At 65.8% G+C, this 16,615-nt stretch carries 14 protein-coding genes; 5 read left to right on the forward strand and 9 right to left on the reverse strand.

Annotated features, from left to right (window positions below; all coding sequences use genetic code 11):
- Positions 1-119: 119 nt before the first annotated feature.
- From QZY44_RS11810 to ubiE, 5 genes are all read right to left on the reverse strand, one after another.
- Complete coding sequence (locus tag QZY44_RS11810; protein ID WP_295446430.1) at positions 120-1,274, reverse strand: hypothetical protein; 1,155 nt, start codon at positions 1,272-1,274, stop codon at positions 120-122.
- A 294-nt stretch (positions 1,275-1,568) separates the two neighbouring features.
- Positions 1,569-1,805, reverse strand: a complete 237-nt coding sequence (locus tag QZY44_RS11815; protein ID WP_295446432.1) for a type II toxin-antitoxin system HicB family antitoxin — start codon at positions 1,803-1,805, stop codon at positions 1,569-1,571.
- 114 nt (positions 1,806-1,919) lie between these two features.
- Positions 1,920-3,569, reverse strand: coding sequence for a ubiquinone biosynthesis regulatory protein kinase UbiB (ubiB, locus tag QZY44_RS11820; RefSeq protein WP_295446434.1), 1,650 nt, complete (start codon positions 3,567-3,569; stop codon positions 1,920-1,922).
- On the reverse strand, positions 3,566-4,240 hold the full coding sequence (locus QZY44_RS11825) for an SCP2 sterol-binding domain-containing protein (protein ID WP_295446436.1): 675 nt from the start codon (positions 4,238-4,240) through the stop codon (positions 3,566-3,568). Before QZY44_RS11825 ends, ubiB begins: the two co-directional genes overlap by 4 nt.
- Positions 4,240-4,989, reverse strand: coding sequence for a bifunctional demethylmenaquinone methyltransferase/2-methoxy-6-polyprenyl-1,4-benzoquinol methylase UbiE (gene ubiE, locus QZY44_RS11830; RefSeq protein ID WP_295446438.1), 750 nt, complete (start codon positions 4,987-4,989; stop codon positions 4,240-4,242). Before ubiE ends, QZY44_RS11825 begins: the two co-directional genes overlap by 1 nt.
- A 172-nt stretch (positions 4,990-5,161) precedes the next feature.
- On the opposite strand from ubiE, the gene QZY44_RS11835 reads away from it, so the two are divergent.
- Positions 5,162-6,055 carry a MipA/OmpV family protein gene (locus QZY44_RS11835; RefSeq protein ID WP_295446440.1) on the forward strand — a complete coding sequence of 298 codons (894 nt, stop codon included), beginning with the start codon at positions 5,162-5,164 and terminating at the stop codon, positions 6,053-6,055.
- Positions 6,056-7,202: 1,147 nt separating this feature from the next.
- Positions 7,203-7,484 carry a DUF1778 domain-containing protein gene (locus tag QZY44_RS11840; RefSeq protein WP_295446442.1) on the forward strand — a complete coding sequence of 94 codons (282 nt, stop codon included), beginning with the start codon at positions 7,203-7,205 and terminating at the stop codon, positions 7,482-7,484.
- A gap of 166 nt (positions 7,485-7,650) precedes the next feature.
- Here QZY44_RS11840 and QZY44_RS11845 read toward each other — a convergent pair whose 3' ends face one another.
- From QZY44_RS11845 to QZY44_RS11860, 4 genes are all read right to left on the reverse strand, one after another.
- Complete coding sequence (locus QZY44_RS11845; protein WP_295446444.1) at positions 7,651-8,073, reverse strand: hypothetical protein; 423 nt, start codon at positions 8,071-8,073, stop codon at positions 7,651-7,653.
- A gap of 242 nt (positions 8,074-8,315) precedes the next feature.
- Positions 8,316-9,824, reverse strand: a complete 1,509-nt coding sequence (locus QZY44_RS11850; RefSeq protein WP_295446446.1) for a sensor domain-containing diguanylate cyclase — start codon at positions 9,822-9,824, stop codon at positions 8,316-8,318.
- An 8-nt stretch (positions 9,825-9,832) separates the two neighbouring features.
- On the reverse strand, positions 9,833-11,173 hold the full coding sequence (gene mtaB, locus QZY44_RS11855) for a tRNA (N(6)-L-threonylcarbamoyladenosine(37)-C(2))-methylthiotransferase MtaB (RefSeq protein WP_295446448.1): 1,341 nt from the start codon (positions 11,171-11,173) through the stop codon (positions 9,833-9,835).
- Positions 11,155-11,577: a hypothetical protein gene (locus QZY44_RS11860; RefSeq protein ID WP_295446453.1), complete on the reverse strand. Its 423-nt coding sequence runs from the start codon at positions 11,575-11,577 to the stop codon at positions 11,155-11,157. The genes mtaB and QZY44_RS11860 overlap by 19 nt, the downstream gene beginning before the upstream one ends.
- A gap of 391 nt (positions 11,578-11,968) precedes the next feature.
- Between QZY44_RS11860 and QZY44_RS11865 the strand changes: the two genes are divergently transcribed.
- The 3 genes from QZY44_RS11865 to QZY44_RS35765 are packed head-to-tail and all read left to right on the forward strand — an operon-like array spanning position 11,969 to position 16,342.
- Positions 11,969-13,081 carry a glycosyltransferase gene (locus QZY44_RS11865; protein ID WP_365304110.1) on the forward strand — a complete coding sequence of 371 codons (1,113 nt, stop codon included), beginning with the start codon at positions 11,969-11,971 and terminating at the stop codon, positions 13,079-13,081.
- Positions 13,082-13,083: 2 nt separating this feature from the next.
- Positions 13,084-15,495: an exodeoxyribonuclease V subunit gamma gene (recC, locus tag QZY44_RS11870; protein ID WP_365304113.1), complete on the forward strand. Its 2,412-nt coding sequence runs from the start codon at positions 13,084-13,086 to the stop codon at positions 15,493-15,495.
- Positions 15,482-16,342, forward strand: coding sequence for a hypothetical protein (locus QZY44_RS35765; RefSeq protein ID WP_365304117.1), 861 nt, complete (start codon positions 15,482-15,484; stop codon positions 16,340-16,342). The genes recC and QZY44_RS35765 overlap by 14 nt, the downstream gene beginning before the upstream one ends.
- Positions 16,343-16,615: the final 273 nt, after the last annotated feature.

The raw sequence follows: 16,615 nt of genomic DNA on the forward strand, positions 1-16,615 counted from the left end.
GTCCGCCGTTCCGACCATCTGCCCGGTGCACCGATGTGCAGCCCATGCGCTCAAGGACAGGAGCCGGGAATAGCATCGCCGGAATGACGGTCAAGGCCCCAGATCAAAAGTAGGAAACTTCAGCTGCAAATAGCTGACCGGAAACCCATGAACGGAAAAAATATCAAGGGATTTAATGCCATAGCGTCATAGCGGCAGAGCATATTCTGATAGCGCAGCAGATCGGACAGGTTGGTTGCTAGCGCTCTGCGCACCCGACGGTCTTTCACGCCGGAAATAAACTGCGCACTTGTTTCCAGCGCGAGTAACTGCCGGTCGCTAAACAGCTCGCTGAATCGCTCGTAGCCCCAGCGGTGCAGGCGCGAACTTTCGTCCCCGTCGGGTATTGTGTCATCCGGCACGTATGATGGGCGCATCCGTTTCCATGCCGCACTCGCCGCCGCGACGCGAGCCAGGTCGTCGGCGTCTGGTTTCTTGAACAACCGACCGGGCCGCTTTTTGAGCTCAGGATTGTGATACTCAATGGCAAATAGCCGGTGCGTGGGCGGGCCTGCGCCATGAAAGGGTGTCGCGTTGATATGGCCGCAAAACGGGCACGCGCATTTGTTGCGCTTGACCGTGCCCTCGGTTCTGAGCGTTACTCCACAGGCGCACTTGCCCGGATTTTTCGGGTCTGCCACCTCGTTGAGGTCGCCGCAGCCGGGGCAAATGAGCACATAGGTTGGATGCCGGGCGTCCTCGGCCAGCGTATACCCGGGGAACAGGTCGAACCCCTGACCACAGGCGACGCACGTGCCCGTTTTCACCCACATGAAATACTTCACGTCGGCATCGTCGCGGCCTGTTACCGGACAGCGGGTCTTGTAGAAATCCCCGAGGACTTGGGCCAGATGCTCAGCCAGTCGCGCGGCCGTTTCGGCATAGGCGGTCAGGTCAAGGGCGTCGATTTCCTCGTGTACCACCCATGCTGCCATCGGGTTGATATCGGCGCCGATGACGTTACAGCCGATGCGGTTAGCTTCCAAAAGAGGCGTTCCGCCACCCATGAACGGGTCCGCTATGGTGACACCGACGAAGCTGTGGGGCTTGAAGTAAGTGGATTCGATAGGGCCCTTGGCAAATTCCGAAAGTAACAGCCCGCGGAACAGAGTGCCGGGGCGTCGGGCAAACCACTTGTGAACGGCAATGATGGGGCGATAATTTTGCTGAATCTGTTTCTCTCGCAGAGCGAGCGCAGCAATGAAGCCAATGTTGTAGTTTTCTTCGATACTCATGGGTTTAACCTACTGCGCGTCCTAAGTCTTGTCGTTGCGCAGATTGGAGATTATCTAGCTGTAAAGGAATCCATCGAGTGCCAGGACCTTTCAACGGGGCCGGGCTGGCGGCAGCATAACGGACGGGGTGCTGAATATTGCGATGACGCAAATGATCCCGAATCAGGCGCGTATCTTCGCATTTGCCGAGGGTAAGCTCGTGCAGGGTGTAAAGCGTCCCGCGGTCAGGGTCAAAATGGCGCTCCGGCCTTACGGTTCGCACTCGGTTGGCGGAATGCTTTGCGAAATTCCGGGCTACGCGCATTCCAAGCCCGATAGGCGTAACGTGGGGCGGTCCGCGGGGGGCGAGGGCAGCGGTAGTGGTTTGCGGGCATCGACGTAGAATGACAGCGCCGACTCCAAGGCGTCGATCGCGTAGAGCAGGGCCTCCTCAATGTCCTCGCCTTGAGTGGTTGCCTCCGGAACGTCGGGGAAGGTGACGACAAAGCTGCCTTCCAGTTGCGCTTCAAGAATAACGGGATAGTCGAACATCGTTGATATCCCCTGTGGTCTTGATCATCACGCGGGCCGCGGGCCGCGGGCCTCGGGGCGCTGAGCGCCCAACACATGCGTGACACCGCTCGAGCGGTGTCACGCGGGGGTAGACTAACGGCTCGCGGTCAACAGCAGCCAGGCCCCGCCCAGATACGCCCCACCCACCAGCCCCAAGGCCAACTCCGGTGCCAGCCACTGCCCTGGGCCCAGGAGCAGCATCAGGGTACCGCAGACGGCCAGCGTGGCGCCGGCCAGGGCACGGGCGGACAGGCCGCCGGTGCCGGACTCCTCGCCCCGCTGCTTGCCATTGGTCCCGCTGCGGGCGACGAATGAGCGGCGTGCCTCCATGTCCGCGGCGAGCAGGATACGGTGGGCGATCAGCGGCAGGTCGGGCAACTGATCGGCGATGGTCAGCAGGTTGCGCCGGGTCTTCTTGACCAGGCCCTTGATGCCGATCTGGTCGCGCATCCAGCGTTCCATATAGGGCTTGGCGGTGGTCCACAGGTCCAGCTCCGGGTAGAGCATCCGGCCCAGACCCTCGATGTTGAGCAGGGTCTTCTCCAACAGGACGAGTTGGGGCTGGACCTCCATGTCGAAGCGCCGCGCGGTCTGGAACAGCCGCACCAGGAAGTGCCCGAATGAGATCTCCGCGAGTGGCTTCTCGAAGATCGGCTCGCAGACGGTACGGATGGCCGACTCGAATTCATCCACCCGGGTCTCCGGCGGCACCCAGCCGGACTCCACATGCAGTTCGGCGACGCGCCGGTAGTCGCGCTCGAAGAAGGCGAGCAGGTTTTCCGCCAAGTAGCGCTGATCGTCACTGGTCAAGGTGCCAACGATGCCGAAATCCACCGCGATATAACGCCCGCTGGGCTCGACGAAGATATTGCCCGGGTGCATGTCGGCGTGGAAGAAATTATCCCGGAACACCTGGGTGAAAAAGATCTCCACCCCGCGTTCGCCCAGGAGCTTCATGCTCACGCCCTGGGCCTTGAGCCGCTCGACGTCGTTGACCGGGGCGCCGTAGATGCGCTCCATCACCAGCACCGAGGCGCGGGTCCAGTCCCAATAGACCTCCGGGATGTAGATCAGCTCGCTATTCAACCAGTTGCGCCGCAGCTGGGAGCAGTTGGCCGCCTCGCGTTGCAGGTCCAGCTCGTCGAAGATGGTCTTCTCGTACTCGCGCACCACCTCCACCGGACGCATGCGCCGGCCGTCCGGCCAGTAGCGCTCCGCCATGCGAGCGATCGTGTAGAGCAGGTCGATGTCCTGGCGGATGGTCTTCTCGATCCCCGGGCGCAGGACCTTTACCACCACCTGGGTGCCGTCCTTGAGCCGCCCGGTATGGACCTGGGCGACGGAGGCGGAGGCGAGCGGGCGTTGGTCGAATTCGTCCAGCACCTCGCCGACCTGGCAGCCCCAGGCCTTCTCGATCAGTGCCTGGGCCTGCTCGCCGGGAAAGGGTGGCACCCGGTCCTGGAGCTTGGCCAGTTCCACCGCGACGTCGTCGGGGAGCAGGTCGCGGCGGGTGGACAGTATCTGGCCGAACTTGACGAAGATCGGGCCCAGGTCCTCCAGCACCAGGCGCATCCGTACCGGGTAGCTGGGAAGCTCCCCGCGCAGCCAGTACCAGGGGGTGAGATAGAGTATCCAGCGCAGCGGGCGGAACAGATGGGTGGCGAGGATGACCTCGTCCAGCCCGTGGCGCAGCAGTACCCGGTTTATGCGGAACAGGCGCAGTGCCTGACGCGGGCCGATCATCGGCGGCCGCCGGGCTCCGCGCCCGCCAGCGTCGTCAGTTGCTCGATGCGGGCGGCCAGGCGCTCCACGTCGTCGCGCACGAGGTCGACCTGACCGATGAAGGAGTCGACCTCGTAGCGGGTGGGCAGCAGGCGGGACTCCTCCTCCAGATACTCCTTGAGATTGGCCCGCAGGGTCTCCCCCGTCTGGCTACTCCAGTCGCCGGCGGCACGCCAGCCGCGGCCGATCTGGTTGGCGATGGGGTCACCGAGTACCCGCGCCAGTTGCTCCTCCCAGTCGACATCGAGCCCCGCCATGGCGTTGCTCAAACCGTGGGCGAGCGTGGTATCGCCCTCGATCTGTACCGCGCCGGAGGCCAGTTGCGACTCCTTGCGCTCTGCGGTCACCAGTCGCAGCAGGGCGAGCGGGGTGCCGCGGATCTGGCAGTCCGGGATGGCGTCATAGGCGCCGAAGACCTGTATCCGATCGGGTCCCGGGATAAGGGTCAGCCGGGCACCGATGCCCTCGACGGTGATGGCGATGATGCGGCCATACAGCGGTTCGAAGCCCCGGGCGCCCTCGGGGTCGAGGGCGATGTAGTGATTCAGGGTCGCCTCGAGCGCGGCCAGCACGGCGGCGGGGATCGCGAAGCCCGCCCCCGGCCGGGAGCCTTGGGTGTCGTCGTCGGTCATCACAGCTTGTACCCCCGGTGGATGGCGACCACCCCGCCGGTCAGGTTGAAGAAGGCGCAGCGCTCAAACCGGGCACCGACCATCATCGCCCGCAGGGTCTCCTGGTCCGGATGCATGCGGATGGACTCGGCCAGGTAGCGGTAGCTCTCCGCGTCGTTGGTCACCAACCCGCCCAGGAACGGCAGTACGTTGAAGGAGTAGAGATCGTAGACGCGGCTGAAGGCCTTGCTCGTGGGGTGTGAGAACTCCAGGATCAGGAGGCGCCCGCCGGGGCGCAAGACCCGATACATCTCCTCGATGGCCCACTCCTTGTGGGTCACGTTGCGCAGCCCGAAGCTGATGGTCACGCAGTCGAAGGTGTCGGAGGTGAAGGGCAGTTTCTCGGCGTTGGCCAGGGAGTAGTTCAGGTTGCCCACCCGCCCCTTGTCCAGCAGCCGCTCCCGGCCGCGCGAGAGCATGGCCTCGTTGATGTCGGTCATCACCACCTGGCCGCTGGCCCCGACGATCTCGGCGAAGCGTTCCGCCAGGTCGCCGGTGCCGGAGGCGAGATCCAGCACCCGCTGGCCGCGCCGCACCCCGGCGAGCGCGATGGCGTGCCGCTTCCAGAGCCGGTGGATGCCCAGCGACATCAGGTCGTTCATGAGGTCGTAGCGGGAGGCGACGGAGTCGAAGACCTCCCGTACCCGCGCCGCCTTCTCCTCGACCGGCACCTGTTGGTAGCCGAAATGGGTTGTCTCTTTGTCCGCCATAGCCTGATCTCTGCGCTCGTCGTAGGGGGGCGATTCTACATGATGGCGGGGGTACCTGCCGGTTCCGGGAGCAGCGGCCGGGCTTGTGGTCGGTCCGGCAGGGGGTTAGAGTCTTGTGTACTCGGTGCCGGTCCGCGACGCTGAGAACCGTCCCTTCAAGGATCAAGTGCCCATGAGACCCCTGCCGTTGCGACTCCTCCCCGTCCTGTGCCTGTTGGTCGTCGGTGTCGCGCCGGCCGCGCAGAGCGGGACGGGTTCTGCCGCCACGACCACTCCCAAGACGATCATGGCGCCACTCTGGGAGTTCGGTCTCTACAACTTCGTGGCGAGCATCCCGCATTACCCCGGGTCCGACCAGTCCCAGGTCTATGCCTTTCCGACCCCGTTTTTCACCTATCGCGGCAAGTACCTGCGGGCTACCCGCGAAGGGGTGCGCGGGATCTTCTACCAGGGGCCGTATCTGGAGACCAGCCTCTCGCTCTCCGGCAACCCTCCCGTGCCCAAGTCCAATCGGGCGCGGGCCGGGATGCCCAGGCTGGATGCCATCGGCGAGATCGGCCCCTCGGTGAAGTGGTTTTTCCTCGGGCGCCACCCGCTGGATCAGCTCTATCTCCAGGCGTCCGTGCGGGCCGCCGCGTCGCTGGGCTTCTCCGGCGGTCCGCAGATGCACTACCAAGGTCTGACGGGGGGGCTCGGTGCGGTCTATTTCAACCGCAGCCGCTTCCTCGATCAGCATGTCCGGTTCCATTTCGGTGCCGGCATCAACTTCGGGGACCGCGACTATAACGGCTATTTCTATAACGTGGCCCCCGCCTATGCCACGCCCGAGCGCCCGGCCTATCGCTCCGCGGCCGGCGTGAGCGATGCCTATCTGTCTGCTTCCGCTCAATACGACCTGAACCCGCGGGTTTCGTTCGGTACCTACGCCCGCTGGGATACAGTCGCCGACGCGGTCTTTGCCGATAGCCCATTGGTCAAGCAAAAGAACAATTTTGTGGTCGGGGCGGTGGTGATCCTGCGGGTGTTTCGCTCATCGACCGTGGTGTCGTCCGATGAATTCGATTGAGCTGGAGCGCCCGGTGGTGAGGGTGCGCCCGCGTACCGCAGCCCGTCTGAGTCCAGGTAGACGGATGCAGTGCCCGTAGGGGCGGGTTTCAATCCCGCCCCTACATAAGGAAAAATCCACGCCTGCGTTCCTTCGTCTCGTGTCCGAACTGGCTGGCCCCATGCTCGGTGTCCATGATCCCATGCCCATGGTAGGACGATCGATGCTGGACATCCATCGTCCGATGTGGACGAATGATGCGATGGCTGTCGGACATCGAAAATCTAATCTCCGCGATAGACACGCCGATGCCGGCGCATGACGCGAGATGCGCCAGAGATGGCGCGACATGCACAAGAGATGTCGCGCCATGTCGCGGCATCCACGCGTCTATGTCCAGACCCGGATCGATCGATGTCCGACCGTCGCGGTTCGATCGCCAAGATCGGCGATCGATGTAACGACAGGCGGCGTCCACGTCGCGGCATCCGTCGTTCCATGGTCCGACATGGATCGGCGGATGCCGAACCTTCGCTGCTGTATCTCCAGCATCCATCGGCCAATCTCTGGGGGGGCTCGGCTGTATCTCCAGCATGGATCGTCCATGCCCGGCCATGCGTTGTTGCCTGTCCGGCATCGAACGATCCATGTTCAGGACCATCGTCCCGGTCAGCGATACTCGCAGCGCAGAGCGCCCGCTACGATCCTGGCCGACCCGCGGCACATCTGTTCGCTGACGCGAAATAAGTCACTGTAAGTCAGTGTCTTGGCTGATGCGGGTCCAGTGTGCCAGTCAAGTCAAGGGGTGAGTATAGCCAAAAAAACTGGCCCGGGGTCAGTGAATGCCCTTATCGACGCTCGCCGTGACCCGTGTGCGGTCCAGCCCCTTCTTAGAGGGTCTCTGGGCCTCGGCCTCAATGCGGCGGCGCGTCGGTTCGGGGAAGTCCAGGGTCTCCTGTCACTGCGCCGCGGCCTCACCCGGGAAGCTGACGATGATGTTGGTGGTGTGCTTCGGCCCCAGCCCGGCCAGAGGGGCGAACTCGGCGCCCTTGCAGCGTCTGGCCAGTTACTCAGTGGCTTGCGTCGACGCTCGGTCCTGACCCGCGGTTGAAGTGTGCGTCAATCGCGCGTACATTTTAGTCGGTATCAATTTTCGGAGATCCCCGCCATGCCCAGGGTTGCGCAACGCCAGGAGCGTCTCAGCCTGCGTCCGCGTCCACAGTCCAAGCAGACCCTGGAGCGTGCTGCGGCCTATCTCGATAAGACCTTGACGGACTTTGTTATTGATGTCGCCTTGCGGCAGGCTGAGCAGGTTGTGCGGACGTATGACGCCATCGTGCTGACGAGCGAGGAATGGGCGTGCTTTCAGGCGATGCTGCTCGACCCGCCGCAGCCCAACGACCGGCTGCAACAGGCGCTCGATGAGCATGCGCGTATTATCCGACCTTGAATTGGGCTGCGGGGTCACTGCGCATTGCGGCGCTGGGGCCGAATCATGACCGTCAAGCATTTGATTGCCGTGTGGTCTCGCTGAACCGCTATCTTCGCGAGCAATCCTCTTCGGATGTTTCTGACGCTTCCATGTTCAGCGGGACAACCCTGACACCGAGCCGGAACTACTTGGCGTTCGAGGGGGCCTGGACCCCGAGGGCCAGCAGGGCAGTCACTGTCTTCCTGAAAAAGAGTCGCTGTTCCAGATGCTGCCTGTCTGCTTCCTCCGGCCCCCCGAAAAAGCAGAATATCCGCCCGTTTTCACGTAGTAGGCCACTGCCACGCGCTGCTGGCTCGACCGTCAATGATGAATAGGCTGCCCGCTTGCCCCCGGAATGCTCACGCTCGACCTCATCCGGTCTGAATCGACAGGGGAGATAATTTCTATTGTTATCCATCGCCATCAGGAAACGCAATGCAGCATCCCGCGGGAGATGATCGGCCGCCGCTTGCGACAGGTCCAGGTCTGAAATCGCCGGCGTGCAACCCAGCAGCGCCAAGTTCAGAAAGGCAATAGGCAATAGCCGCAGGTTGTGTTTCGATATCATCTCTGCACTCTTCTATCAAAGCCGGGCTGGAGTCCAAGGCTTCAGCCTTGGATGGATAGGACCAAGGTTGAAGCCTTGGACTCCAGAACATGGCCGCTGGCCGGAGCGATGATCAAGGCCCCTCCCGCCAACGGCCTCTGTGCGCACAGCGCCCAACACATGCGTGACACCGCCGCAGCGGTGTCACGAGAGGGTGTGGCCGGAGTTATGATCGACGCCAATCCGCGCCGCGGCGGCCATCCTCACACCTGCGCAATGATCTTGTTGCGACCGCCTTCCTTGGCCTGATAGAGCAACCGGTCGGCACGCTTAATGGCCGCGTCGATGGGCTCGCCGTCCTGAATCATGACCAGGCCCCCGCTCAGCGTGATCGGAAGGTCATCCGGTGGTATGCGTGTGCGCTGTGCTTCCTGCCGAAAGCGTTCAGCGACCGCAACCGCTGGGGTGGCGTCATCGAGCACCAGGACCAGGATGAACTCTTCACCGCCCCAGCGGCAGAATAAATCGAAGGGCCGGCGCGCGTCGTTCAGATAGCCTCCCAACTGCTTGAGCACCGTGTCCCCGGCGGCATGGCCATGGTTATCGTTGATTCTCTTGAAGTGATCGATGTCCATGATGATCAGCGCCAGGGGCAGTTGCTTGCGCTTTGCGAGTGCCAGGGTGGTTTGCGCCTGCGCATAGAAGCCGCGGCGGTTCAGTGCCTGCGTCAAGGGGTCGACATGGGTCAGTTGCGTGACTTGGGCGAGCGCGGTTCTCAGGCGCCAGGCCATGACGCCAAGTACTCCGAGCATCACGATCACCAGCCAGGTGGCCGCGCTTTCGCGGGCCGCCGCCCAATAGAGCTGACGGCGGCTGACGCGGTGCACTAACCAGAGCTCATCCTTGATCACCGGACTGCTAAGCCACCAGCCGTTGGCATCGTCCTCATGCCAGTCGATGAGCTTATCGCTGAGCCGTGGCTGCAGTTGGACATCTGGCGCGAATCCGCCCGGTCGGGCAATCAGGCGTTCGTTCTCGCCGATCATGATGGTCTCGCCCGTGCTCTGACCGATCTTGGTGAGTTGCTCCAGGGTCTGGATACGCAGGTCCAGTGCAACCACGCCCAAAAACGTGTTGTCGACATAGACTGGCTCGGCAAATGTCATCACCCATCCCTTGCCACCCAAGTCCTTGAGGGGGCCGTTGAGGATCATACGCCGCTGCGGGTTCCGCTCCGGCACGGCCTCCAGCCAATAGCCGCGCTGATAGAGCTCGGGGGTAAAGTGGAATTGCTCCACCGGGGTCTGTGGCGCCAGATAAATGAACTGGTTGGCCGACACGTAGTAGAGCCATGCCACCTCCTTGTCGAACTTAAGCGCTGCACGGACCTGCGCCTCTATGCCCATTGCGGCAGCGATTTCACGCCGCTGCTGCGGGGAGAGAGGAAGCGGGCCGTCTCCCGTGACGGTGCCGGCCACTGGCACTTCGGGAGTCAGGACCTCCCACCCATTGAGCTCGGGGTGTTCACGGATTTGCAGCCCGCTGACAGCGGGCTCGGCGGCGGTACGGTAGCGCTCTACTACCAGGTTACGCATGACGGTGACCTGGTCCCGGTGCAAGGCAACGAAGGTGCTCAGCAGTTCGTTGCGGCTGAGAAAGGTGCTCTCGATCTCAGCGCGCAGGAGCTTGACGTGCCTCACGTAGGTGCCAACGCCCGTCACGATCGCCAGGGCAAATAGCGTTGCGATCCAGTATGAAACGTGCTTTTTCATATCGCCCCTTATCCGATCTGGTCGCGGAGACACCCGCGTAACGTCGCCCCATCCGGATCGATACCGCGAATGGTCACGTCCATCACCTCGCCGACCGCTGCCGCGTCCGGGTGCGCATCAATGCGCACCGGCAGGTAATTCGGGGTATAGCCGAACAGGTCCCCCAGCTGGCCCGCGCGGGGCTGCCCTTCGCGCAGGACCTGCGAGTCCCGTCCGACCTGCGCGGCGAACATCTGCTGCTGCAACCGATCCGCCAGTGCCTTCAGCTCCAGCACCCGCTGCCGCTTGGTCTGTGCATCCACCTGCCCGGGCAGGCTTGCCGCGCGGGTGCCGGCGCGCGGTGAATAGCTGAAGCAATGGACCTGGCCGAATGCCATGGCGGCGACGAAGGCCAGGGTCTCCTGCCACTCGGCGTCGCTCTCGCCCGGGAAGCCGACGATGATGTCGGTGGTGAGGTTGAGCTGCGGCACTGCGCTCCGTCCCAGTCCGGCCAGACGGGCGAATTCGTCACTCTTGCAGCGCCTGGCCATACGCCGCAGCATCGCGTCCGAGCCGCTCTGCATCGGCAGGTGCAGGTGGGGCATGAGCCGCGGGTCGGCGAACAGCTCCCAGAAGTCCGCCGGCAGGTCCCAGGGCTCCAGCGAGCCCAGACGCGCGCGCGGGATCGCCGTCTCACGCAGCACCGCCCGCACCAGTGCGCTAAGGTCGGCCCCGGTGGTGTCGCTGTAACCGCCCAGATGTACCCCAGTGAGCAGCACCTCGCGCACCCCGCTGGCGCTGTAATGATTGATGGCCTCAATGATCTCCGGGAGCGGGCGGCTGCGTTCCGTGCCGCGGGCAAGCGTGGTCACGCAGAAGGTGCAGGCGTGGCGGCAGCCGTCCTGCACCTTGATGAAGGCGCGCTGACGACCGCGGGCGAACAGTGGGTTGGCCGACCCTACGATGGCCAACTCGGGCATGATCGGTAGGCTCAGGGCGGCCGCGGCGATCTCGACCAGCCGGTCCTTGTCCTGGTTGCCGACCACCAGGTCCACCCCGGACTCCCGCGCCAGGTCGGCCGCCTCCAGTGAAGCCAGACACCCGCTTACCACCAGCCGCGCCAGCGGGTTGGCGCGGTGCGCGCGGCGCAACCACTGACGTGACTTGCGTGTGGCCTCCGCGGTCACGGCACAGGTGTTGATGACGATGAGGTCGGCCGGCTCATCGTCTCCGGCGAGCACGAAGCCGCGCGCGCGAAAGCCCGCGGCCCAGTCCTCCAGTTCGGCCTCGTTCAGGCGGCAGCCCAGCGCCTTGAGCAGGACCCGGGGGCGGGTGCCCGTGGGTGGCGCGGTCAGGTGCGTAGCGCCCACGTCGGCTGGTCCTGGTCGTCGGTCAGTCCGTGCTCGCGCAGCCACAGGCGGGCATCCTGCGCGTCCTGCTCGAACCAGGCGCGGGCCGAGCCGAGCCGGAAGGTGTAGCCCCAGGCGTCCATATCGGCGAACATACGCTCCCGCCCGAAGCCCGGGATGGCGTCCGCCAGCAGGATCTGCAGGTAGCACACCCCATTCTCCTCCGGAAAGTCGCCGCCCGCGTCGGTGTGCAGGGTCGCGCGCCGCTGCGCGTCCATGCAAATATAGTGGCAGCCCTCGTGCAGCATCGAGTGCAGCGGGGTGTCGGGGCGCAGATAGAGTCGGTTGCCGATCAGGCCCGCCTCGGCGTCGCCAAAATAGCTGCCGGGGAGGGTGGCGCCCGGATCGCACAGGACGATCTCCATGCCGTAGCGCTGCGGCACCGCGCCCGCATGCAGCGGGTCCAGGTCGGACCAGGTGAGACAGCTGGCGGCGTTGGCGGCTGGCGGTACCGGGTGTTCGGAAATGGGCAATGACTGACTGAGCGACATAGCGTAGCGTGGATGGCGACGATGAAAGGGTGAGGATGTTAACCGGTTTTGACGCGCCTCTTGCGTGCGAAGTGATCCGGCCGTCGGTAGGGTGGATAAGCGTAGCGCATCCACCAAGGCGCTCGCCTCGGCTGGTGGATGCGGCGCGAGCGGCCGCTGTGCCAGACCCGCGGCACCCTACCGCGGGCCTTATCCACCCTACGCACGGCGGGCTATTCTTCGCGGCCGGCGGCCCAAACCATCCCCCGAACCCCCAGAGGTGATTGTGTCTTCCAGTCCCGAGCTGACCGTCGTCGTCCCGACCTTCAATGCGTGCGGGGAGATCGAGCCATTGGTGGAGCGGCTCGCCGCCGTCCTGGACGGGATCGCCTGGGAGGTCATCGTGGTCGATGACGACTCACCCGATGGCACGGCCGCCGCGGTGCGGCTGCTGGCCCGGGATGACCCACGGGTGCGGGTGGTGCAGCGGATCGGCCGGCGCGGGCTCGCCAGCGCGTGCGTGGAGGGGATGTTGGCCTCCGCCGCGCCCTACCTGGCGGTGCTGGAGACCGACCTGGCGCCGGCCGCGGTACACCTGCCCGCCATGCTGCACGCGGTGCGGGCGCAGCACCTCGATCTTGCCGTGGGGAGCCGCTATACGCACGATGCGGCGGCCGGGCCTGAACTGGTCCACCGGGTTGCGACCCGCTTATCGCGGCTGGTGCTGAAGGCTACCCTAACCGACCCCATGAGCGGATTCTTCGTTCTCACCCGCGAGGTCTTGGAGGGTGCGCTGGGCGGACTCTCGGGGATCAGCCTTAAGGTCCTGCCTGACCTCTTCGCCTCCAACCGGCGGCCACTGCGATTTATCGAGATCCCCTATCAGATTGACACCCGGGGGACCGACACCCGGCCGGCGGGCGAGGGCGGGCGCGACACCACCGCGATCTGGGACTATCTGATGATGTTCCTGGACAAGACCCTGGGGCGCTATGTGCCGATCCGCTTCATCCCCTTCGCCCTGGTCGGCGGGACCGGGGTCTTTGTCCATCTGTTGGTACTGTGGTTGGTCTACGATCTCGGTGGATCCGGGTTCGCCGCCGGTCAGACTGCCGCGGCGTCGGTGGCCATGACCTTCAATTTCTTCATCAACAACGCCTTCACCTACCGCGATCGGCAACTGCGCGGCTGGGGTCTGCTGCGCGGCTGGTTCTCCTACACCCTGGCCTGCTCGCTGGGCGCCATCGCCAATGTCGGGATCGCCACCTACGCCTTCGAGACCCACTTGGTCGGTGAGACCGCCTGGGTCCTCTCGGCCATCGCCGGGATACTCGTGGGGGCGGTGTGGAACTATGCCGTGACCTCCGTGTATACGTGGAACAAGGTGAAGGGGGATTGAGCATGCTCGAGATCCATCACAGCAACCGCCTCGAGGTCCTGCTCGACCACCTGGTCGAGGTGCTCGACCAGCCGCTCGCCGACCCCTTTGGCGAGGAGTTTCTGGTCGCCCAGAATCAGGGGATGGCCCGCTGGCTGGCCCAGGGGTTGGCGCAGCAGTCCGGGGTCGCCGCCAATCTGCGCTTTCCGCTGCCGGCGCGGCTGGTGTGGGACCTGCTCGGCTGCTGGTTTGCGGACCTGCCGCCCCAATCGGAGTGGGACAAGGATCGGCTGGTGTGGCGGGTCTTCGCCCGCCTGCCGGCGCTCATCGCCGACCCGGCCTTTGCGGAGCCGGCGCGCTACCTCGTGGGCGAGCCGCAGGAGCTCAAGACCTACCAGTTGGCGCGTCGCGTCGCCGACCTGTTCGACCAATACCTGGTCTACCGTCCGGATGTGGTCCTGGAGTGGGAACAGGGCCCGGCGCCCGCTCACGACCACTGGCAGGCCCGGCTGTGGCGGCAGCTCGCCGCCGAGATCGAGACCCCCCACCGTGCCGCGCTCTTCTCCCGGCTCGACCGCGCACTCACCGATGGTGTCGCGCCCCACTCGCCCCTGCCCGAGCGGGTCCTGGTGTTCGCGCCCACCGCGCTGCCGCCCATCTATTGCCGGGTCCTCACCGGGCTCGCCGGGCTGATCCCGGTGCATCTGTTCGTCCTCAACCCCTGCCAGGAGTATTGGGCGGACATCGTGGACGAGGGGCGGCGGGCGCGCCGGCGTGCCCGCGCACTGCTGACCGGGACCCCGGACAGTTCCGCACTGCTGGATCTGGGCAATCCGCTGCTCGCCTCCTGGGGTCACGGCGGCATGGGTTTTCAGGACCAACTGCTGGACATGGGGGGCGATTGGCTGCCCGACTTTCGCGAGCCGGACCCCGCCAGTCTGCTTGGGCTGATCCAAGGCGACATCCTGGATCTGCGCGATCGGCGCCGCGCCGACCCGGCGGATCGCACCCCCCTGGACCCGGCGGACGACTCCATCCAGGTCCAGGCGTGTCACGGGCGCCACCGCGAGGTCCAGGTCCTGCACGACCGGCTGCTGCGGTTCTTTGCGACCCTGCCGGGACTCAAGCCCCGGGAGGTCATCTGCATGGCTCCGGACATCGACAGCTATGCCGCCCACATCGACGCGGTGTTCGGTGCCGCACCGGCGCAGCAGCGCATCCCCTGGTCGATCGCCGACCGGCGTCTGTCGGCGGAGCAGCCGATCCTGGGCGCGGTTGCCGAGCTGCTCGGGTTGCCGCACTCGCGCCTGGGGGCGGCGCAGGTGCTGGCCTGGCTGGAGGTCCCTGCCATCGCCCGGCGCTTCGGTATCGATGCCGATGCCTTGGAGCGCGTCCACACCTGGGTCACCGAAACCGGCGTGCGCTGGGGCCTGGACGCGACCATGCGTGCGGACCTGGAGCTGCCGGGCGAGGACGCCAACTCCTGGGCCTTCGGGCTGCGCCGGCTCTTTCTGGGGCTCGCCCTGCCGCCGGGTGACAGCCTCTACCACGGGGTGCTGCCCTATCCGGACCTGGAGGGTCCGGAGACGGTCGCGCTGGGTGGGCTCCAGGAGTTCATCGACGCACTGGGGCGCTGGCGTTCGGCCCTGGCGCAGTCCTATCTGCTGGCCGACTGGGCCGGGCTCGTCAACCGGTTGCTCGGCGACCTGTTCGACCCGGACGAGGACGAGGCGCAACTGCTCCAACCCCCTGCGCGCCGCGCTGGACCAGCTCGGCCTGAATGGGGCCGCCGCCGGCCTGACGGCGCCGGTCGGGCTCGATATCCTGCGTGCCGAGGTGGGCGCCGTGCTGGATGCCGCCGCCCCCGCCCAGCGCTTCCTGACCGGCCGGGTCACCTTCTGCAACATGGTCCCCATGCGCAGCATCCCGGCGCGGGTCCTGTGTCTGCTCGGCATGAACGGGATCGACTTCCCGCGCGACCAGCGCCCGCTGAGCTTCGACCTGATGGCCGCCGCCCCGCGTCGCGGCGACCGCGCCCGCCGGGAGGACGACCGGCACCTGTTCCTGGAGGCCCTGCTGTCCGCCCGGGAGCGTTTCTACTGCTCCTATGTCGGCAGCGACCAGCGCGACAACGCGGTGCGGATCCCCTCGGTGCTGGTGGACGAGTTGCTGGACTACTGCCGCGGCGCCTTCTGCTTCACCGACGGCGTCGACCTGATGGAGCGGCTGCTGGTGCGCCACCCGCTCCAGCCCTTCTCCCGGCGCTATTTCGACGGCGCGGACGTGCGCCTGTGGAGCTACCGCGACGACTGGTGTCGGGCCGCCCGTGCCGGTCGCGCGGCCGGGGCGGAGTGCTTTGCCGCGCAGGCGCTCACGCCGGCCGCGGCGCCGGAGCCGGTTGCGGACGCCCCCCTGCAAGAGTTGGAACTCGATGACCTGATCCGCTTCCTGCGCCTGCCCGCCGAGTGGTTCCTCACCCGCACCCTGGGCCTGCGCCCACCGCAGGAGTCCGCCGCCTTGGCCGAGGTGGAGCCCTTCGTGCTCGACGGGCTGACCGGCTGGGGCCTGCGCCAGCGACTGTTCGTGCTGGCGGGGGAGGGTTGCCCCGAGGCCGAGGCCCACGCGCTGGTCCGGGCGGCCGGCGACCTACCGCATGGGGCTGCGGCTGAGCTGATCCTGGACGCCCAGTCCGCGCGGGTGACAGCCTTTCGGGATGGGCTCGCGCCCTATCTCACCGATGCGTGTCCGCCGCTGGAGCTGGACCTGCCGCTCGGGGGTGTGAGGCTCGTCGGCTGGGTGGACGGCGTGACGGCCGCAGGGCGGGTCGCGTATCGGCTGGGCCGGCGGCGCGCCCAGGACCTGCTGGGTCTGTGGGTGCGGCACCTGGTGCTGAACCACCTGGCGCCCGTCGGGGTGGACTGTCGCAGCCGGCTGCTGACCGAAGTGGAGAACAAGCGGAGCCACAGCTTCAGCCTGGAAGTCCTGGAACTGGCACCGGTTGCGGGTGCGGTGGGGTACCTGGCTGATCTGGTCGAGCTGTTCCGCCAGGGCCAGTTGGCGCCCTTGCCGCTCTTTCCCGAGACCTCCGCAGCCTTCGCCCGCGTCGGCTGGGAAGGCGAGACCTGGCATGCCTGGCAGGGCGGCTTCGGTGGCTGGTCGGGCGAGTCGCCACAGTGGGCCATCCGCACCGCCTTTCGGGGGCGCGACCCCATCGACGCCGACTTCGAGTCCCTGGCGCGGCGGGTCTTCGCTCCGGTGTTGGCGGCGCATGTCCGCCCGTAGGAGGGGCCCCCAGGCCGCGACGCAGGCAGGCACGATGCCCTGCCGCGGCGGGGACCGTTCATGCCGTGTCGCGGCTGGTGCTTGCGCTGGCTCCACCGGCTAACGGCCATGGCAGCAAGACCAGCCACCCCGGACGATGAAAGTCACCGTGGGAGCGGCTTTAGCCGCGACGAGACCACGGCAGCTTGCGAGGTCCCGTCGCGGCTAAAGCCGCTCCCACCGGGCCCCGGCCTGACTTTCACGGTAAGGCATTGGACTCCAGTTCCTTTCCAC

The organism is uncultured Thiodictyon sp. (genome assembly GCA_903837595.1).
In the GTDB taxonomy this organism is placed as follows: domain Bacteria; phylum Pseudomonadota; class Gammaproteobacteria; order Chromatiales; family Chromatiaceae; genus Thiodictyon.

Coding starts and splice junctions, on each gene's coding strand:
- QZY44_RS11810 (WP_295446430.1), bottom strand. CDS start 1,274: ATGAGTATCGAAGAAAACTACAACATTGGCTTCATTGCTGCGCTCGCT.
- QZY44_RS11815 (WP_295446432.1), bottom strand. CDS start 1,805: ATGTTCGACTATCCCGTTATTCTTGAAGCGCAACTGGAAGGCAGCTTT.
- ubiB (WP_295446434.1), bottom strand. CDS start 3,569: ATGATCGGCCCGCGTCAGGCACTGCGCCTGTTCCGCATAAACCGGGTA.
- QZY44_RS11825 (WP_295446436.1), bottom strand. CDS start 4,240: ATGACCGACGACGACACCCAAGGCTCCCGGCCGGGGGCGGGCTTCGCG.
- ubiE (WP_295446438.1), bottom strand. CDS start 4,989: ATGGCGGACAAAGAGACAACCCATTTCGGCTACCAACAGGTGCCGGTC.
- QZY44_RS11835 (WP_295446440.1), top strand. CDS start 5,162: ATGAGACCCCTGCCGTTGCGACTCCTCCCCGTCCTGTGCCTGTTGGTC.
- QZY44_RS11840 (WP_295446442.1), top strand. CDS start 7,203: ATGCCCAGGGTTGCGCAACGCCAGGAGCGTCTCAGCCTGCGTCCGCGT.
- QZY44_RS11845 (WP_295446444.1), bottom strand. CDS start 8,073: ATGATATCGAAACACAACCTGCGGCTATTGCCTATTGCCTTTCTGAAC.
- QZY44_RS11850 (WP_295446446.1), bottom strand. CDS start 9,824: ATGAAAAAGCACGTTTCATACTGGATCGCAACGCTATTTGCCCTGGCG.
- QZY44_RS11860 (WP_295446453.1), bottom strand. CDS start 11,577: ATGGAGATCGTCCTGTGCGATCCGGGCGCCACCCTCCCCGGCAGCTAT.
- recC (WP_365304113.1), top strand. CDS start 13,084: ATGCTCGAGATCCATCACAGCAACCGCCTCGAGGTCCTGCTCGACCAC.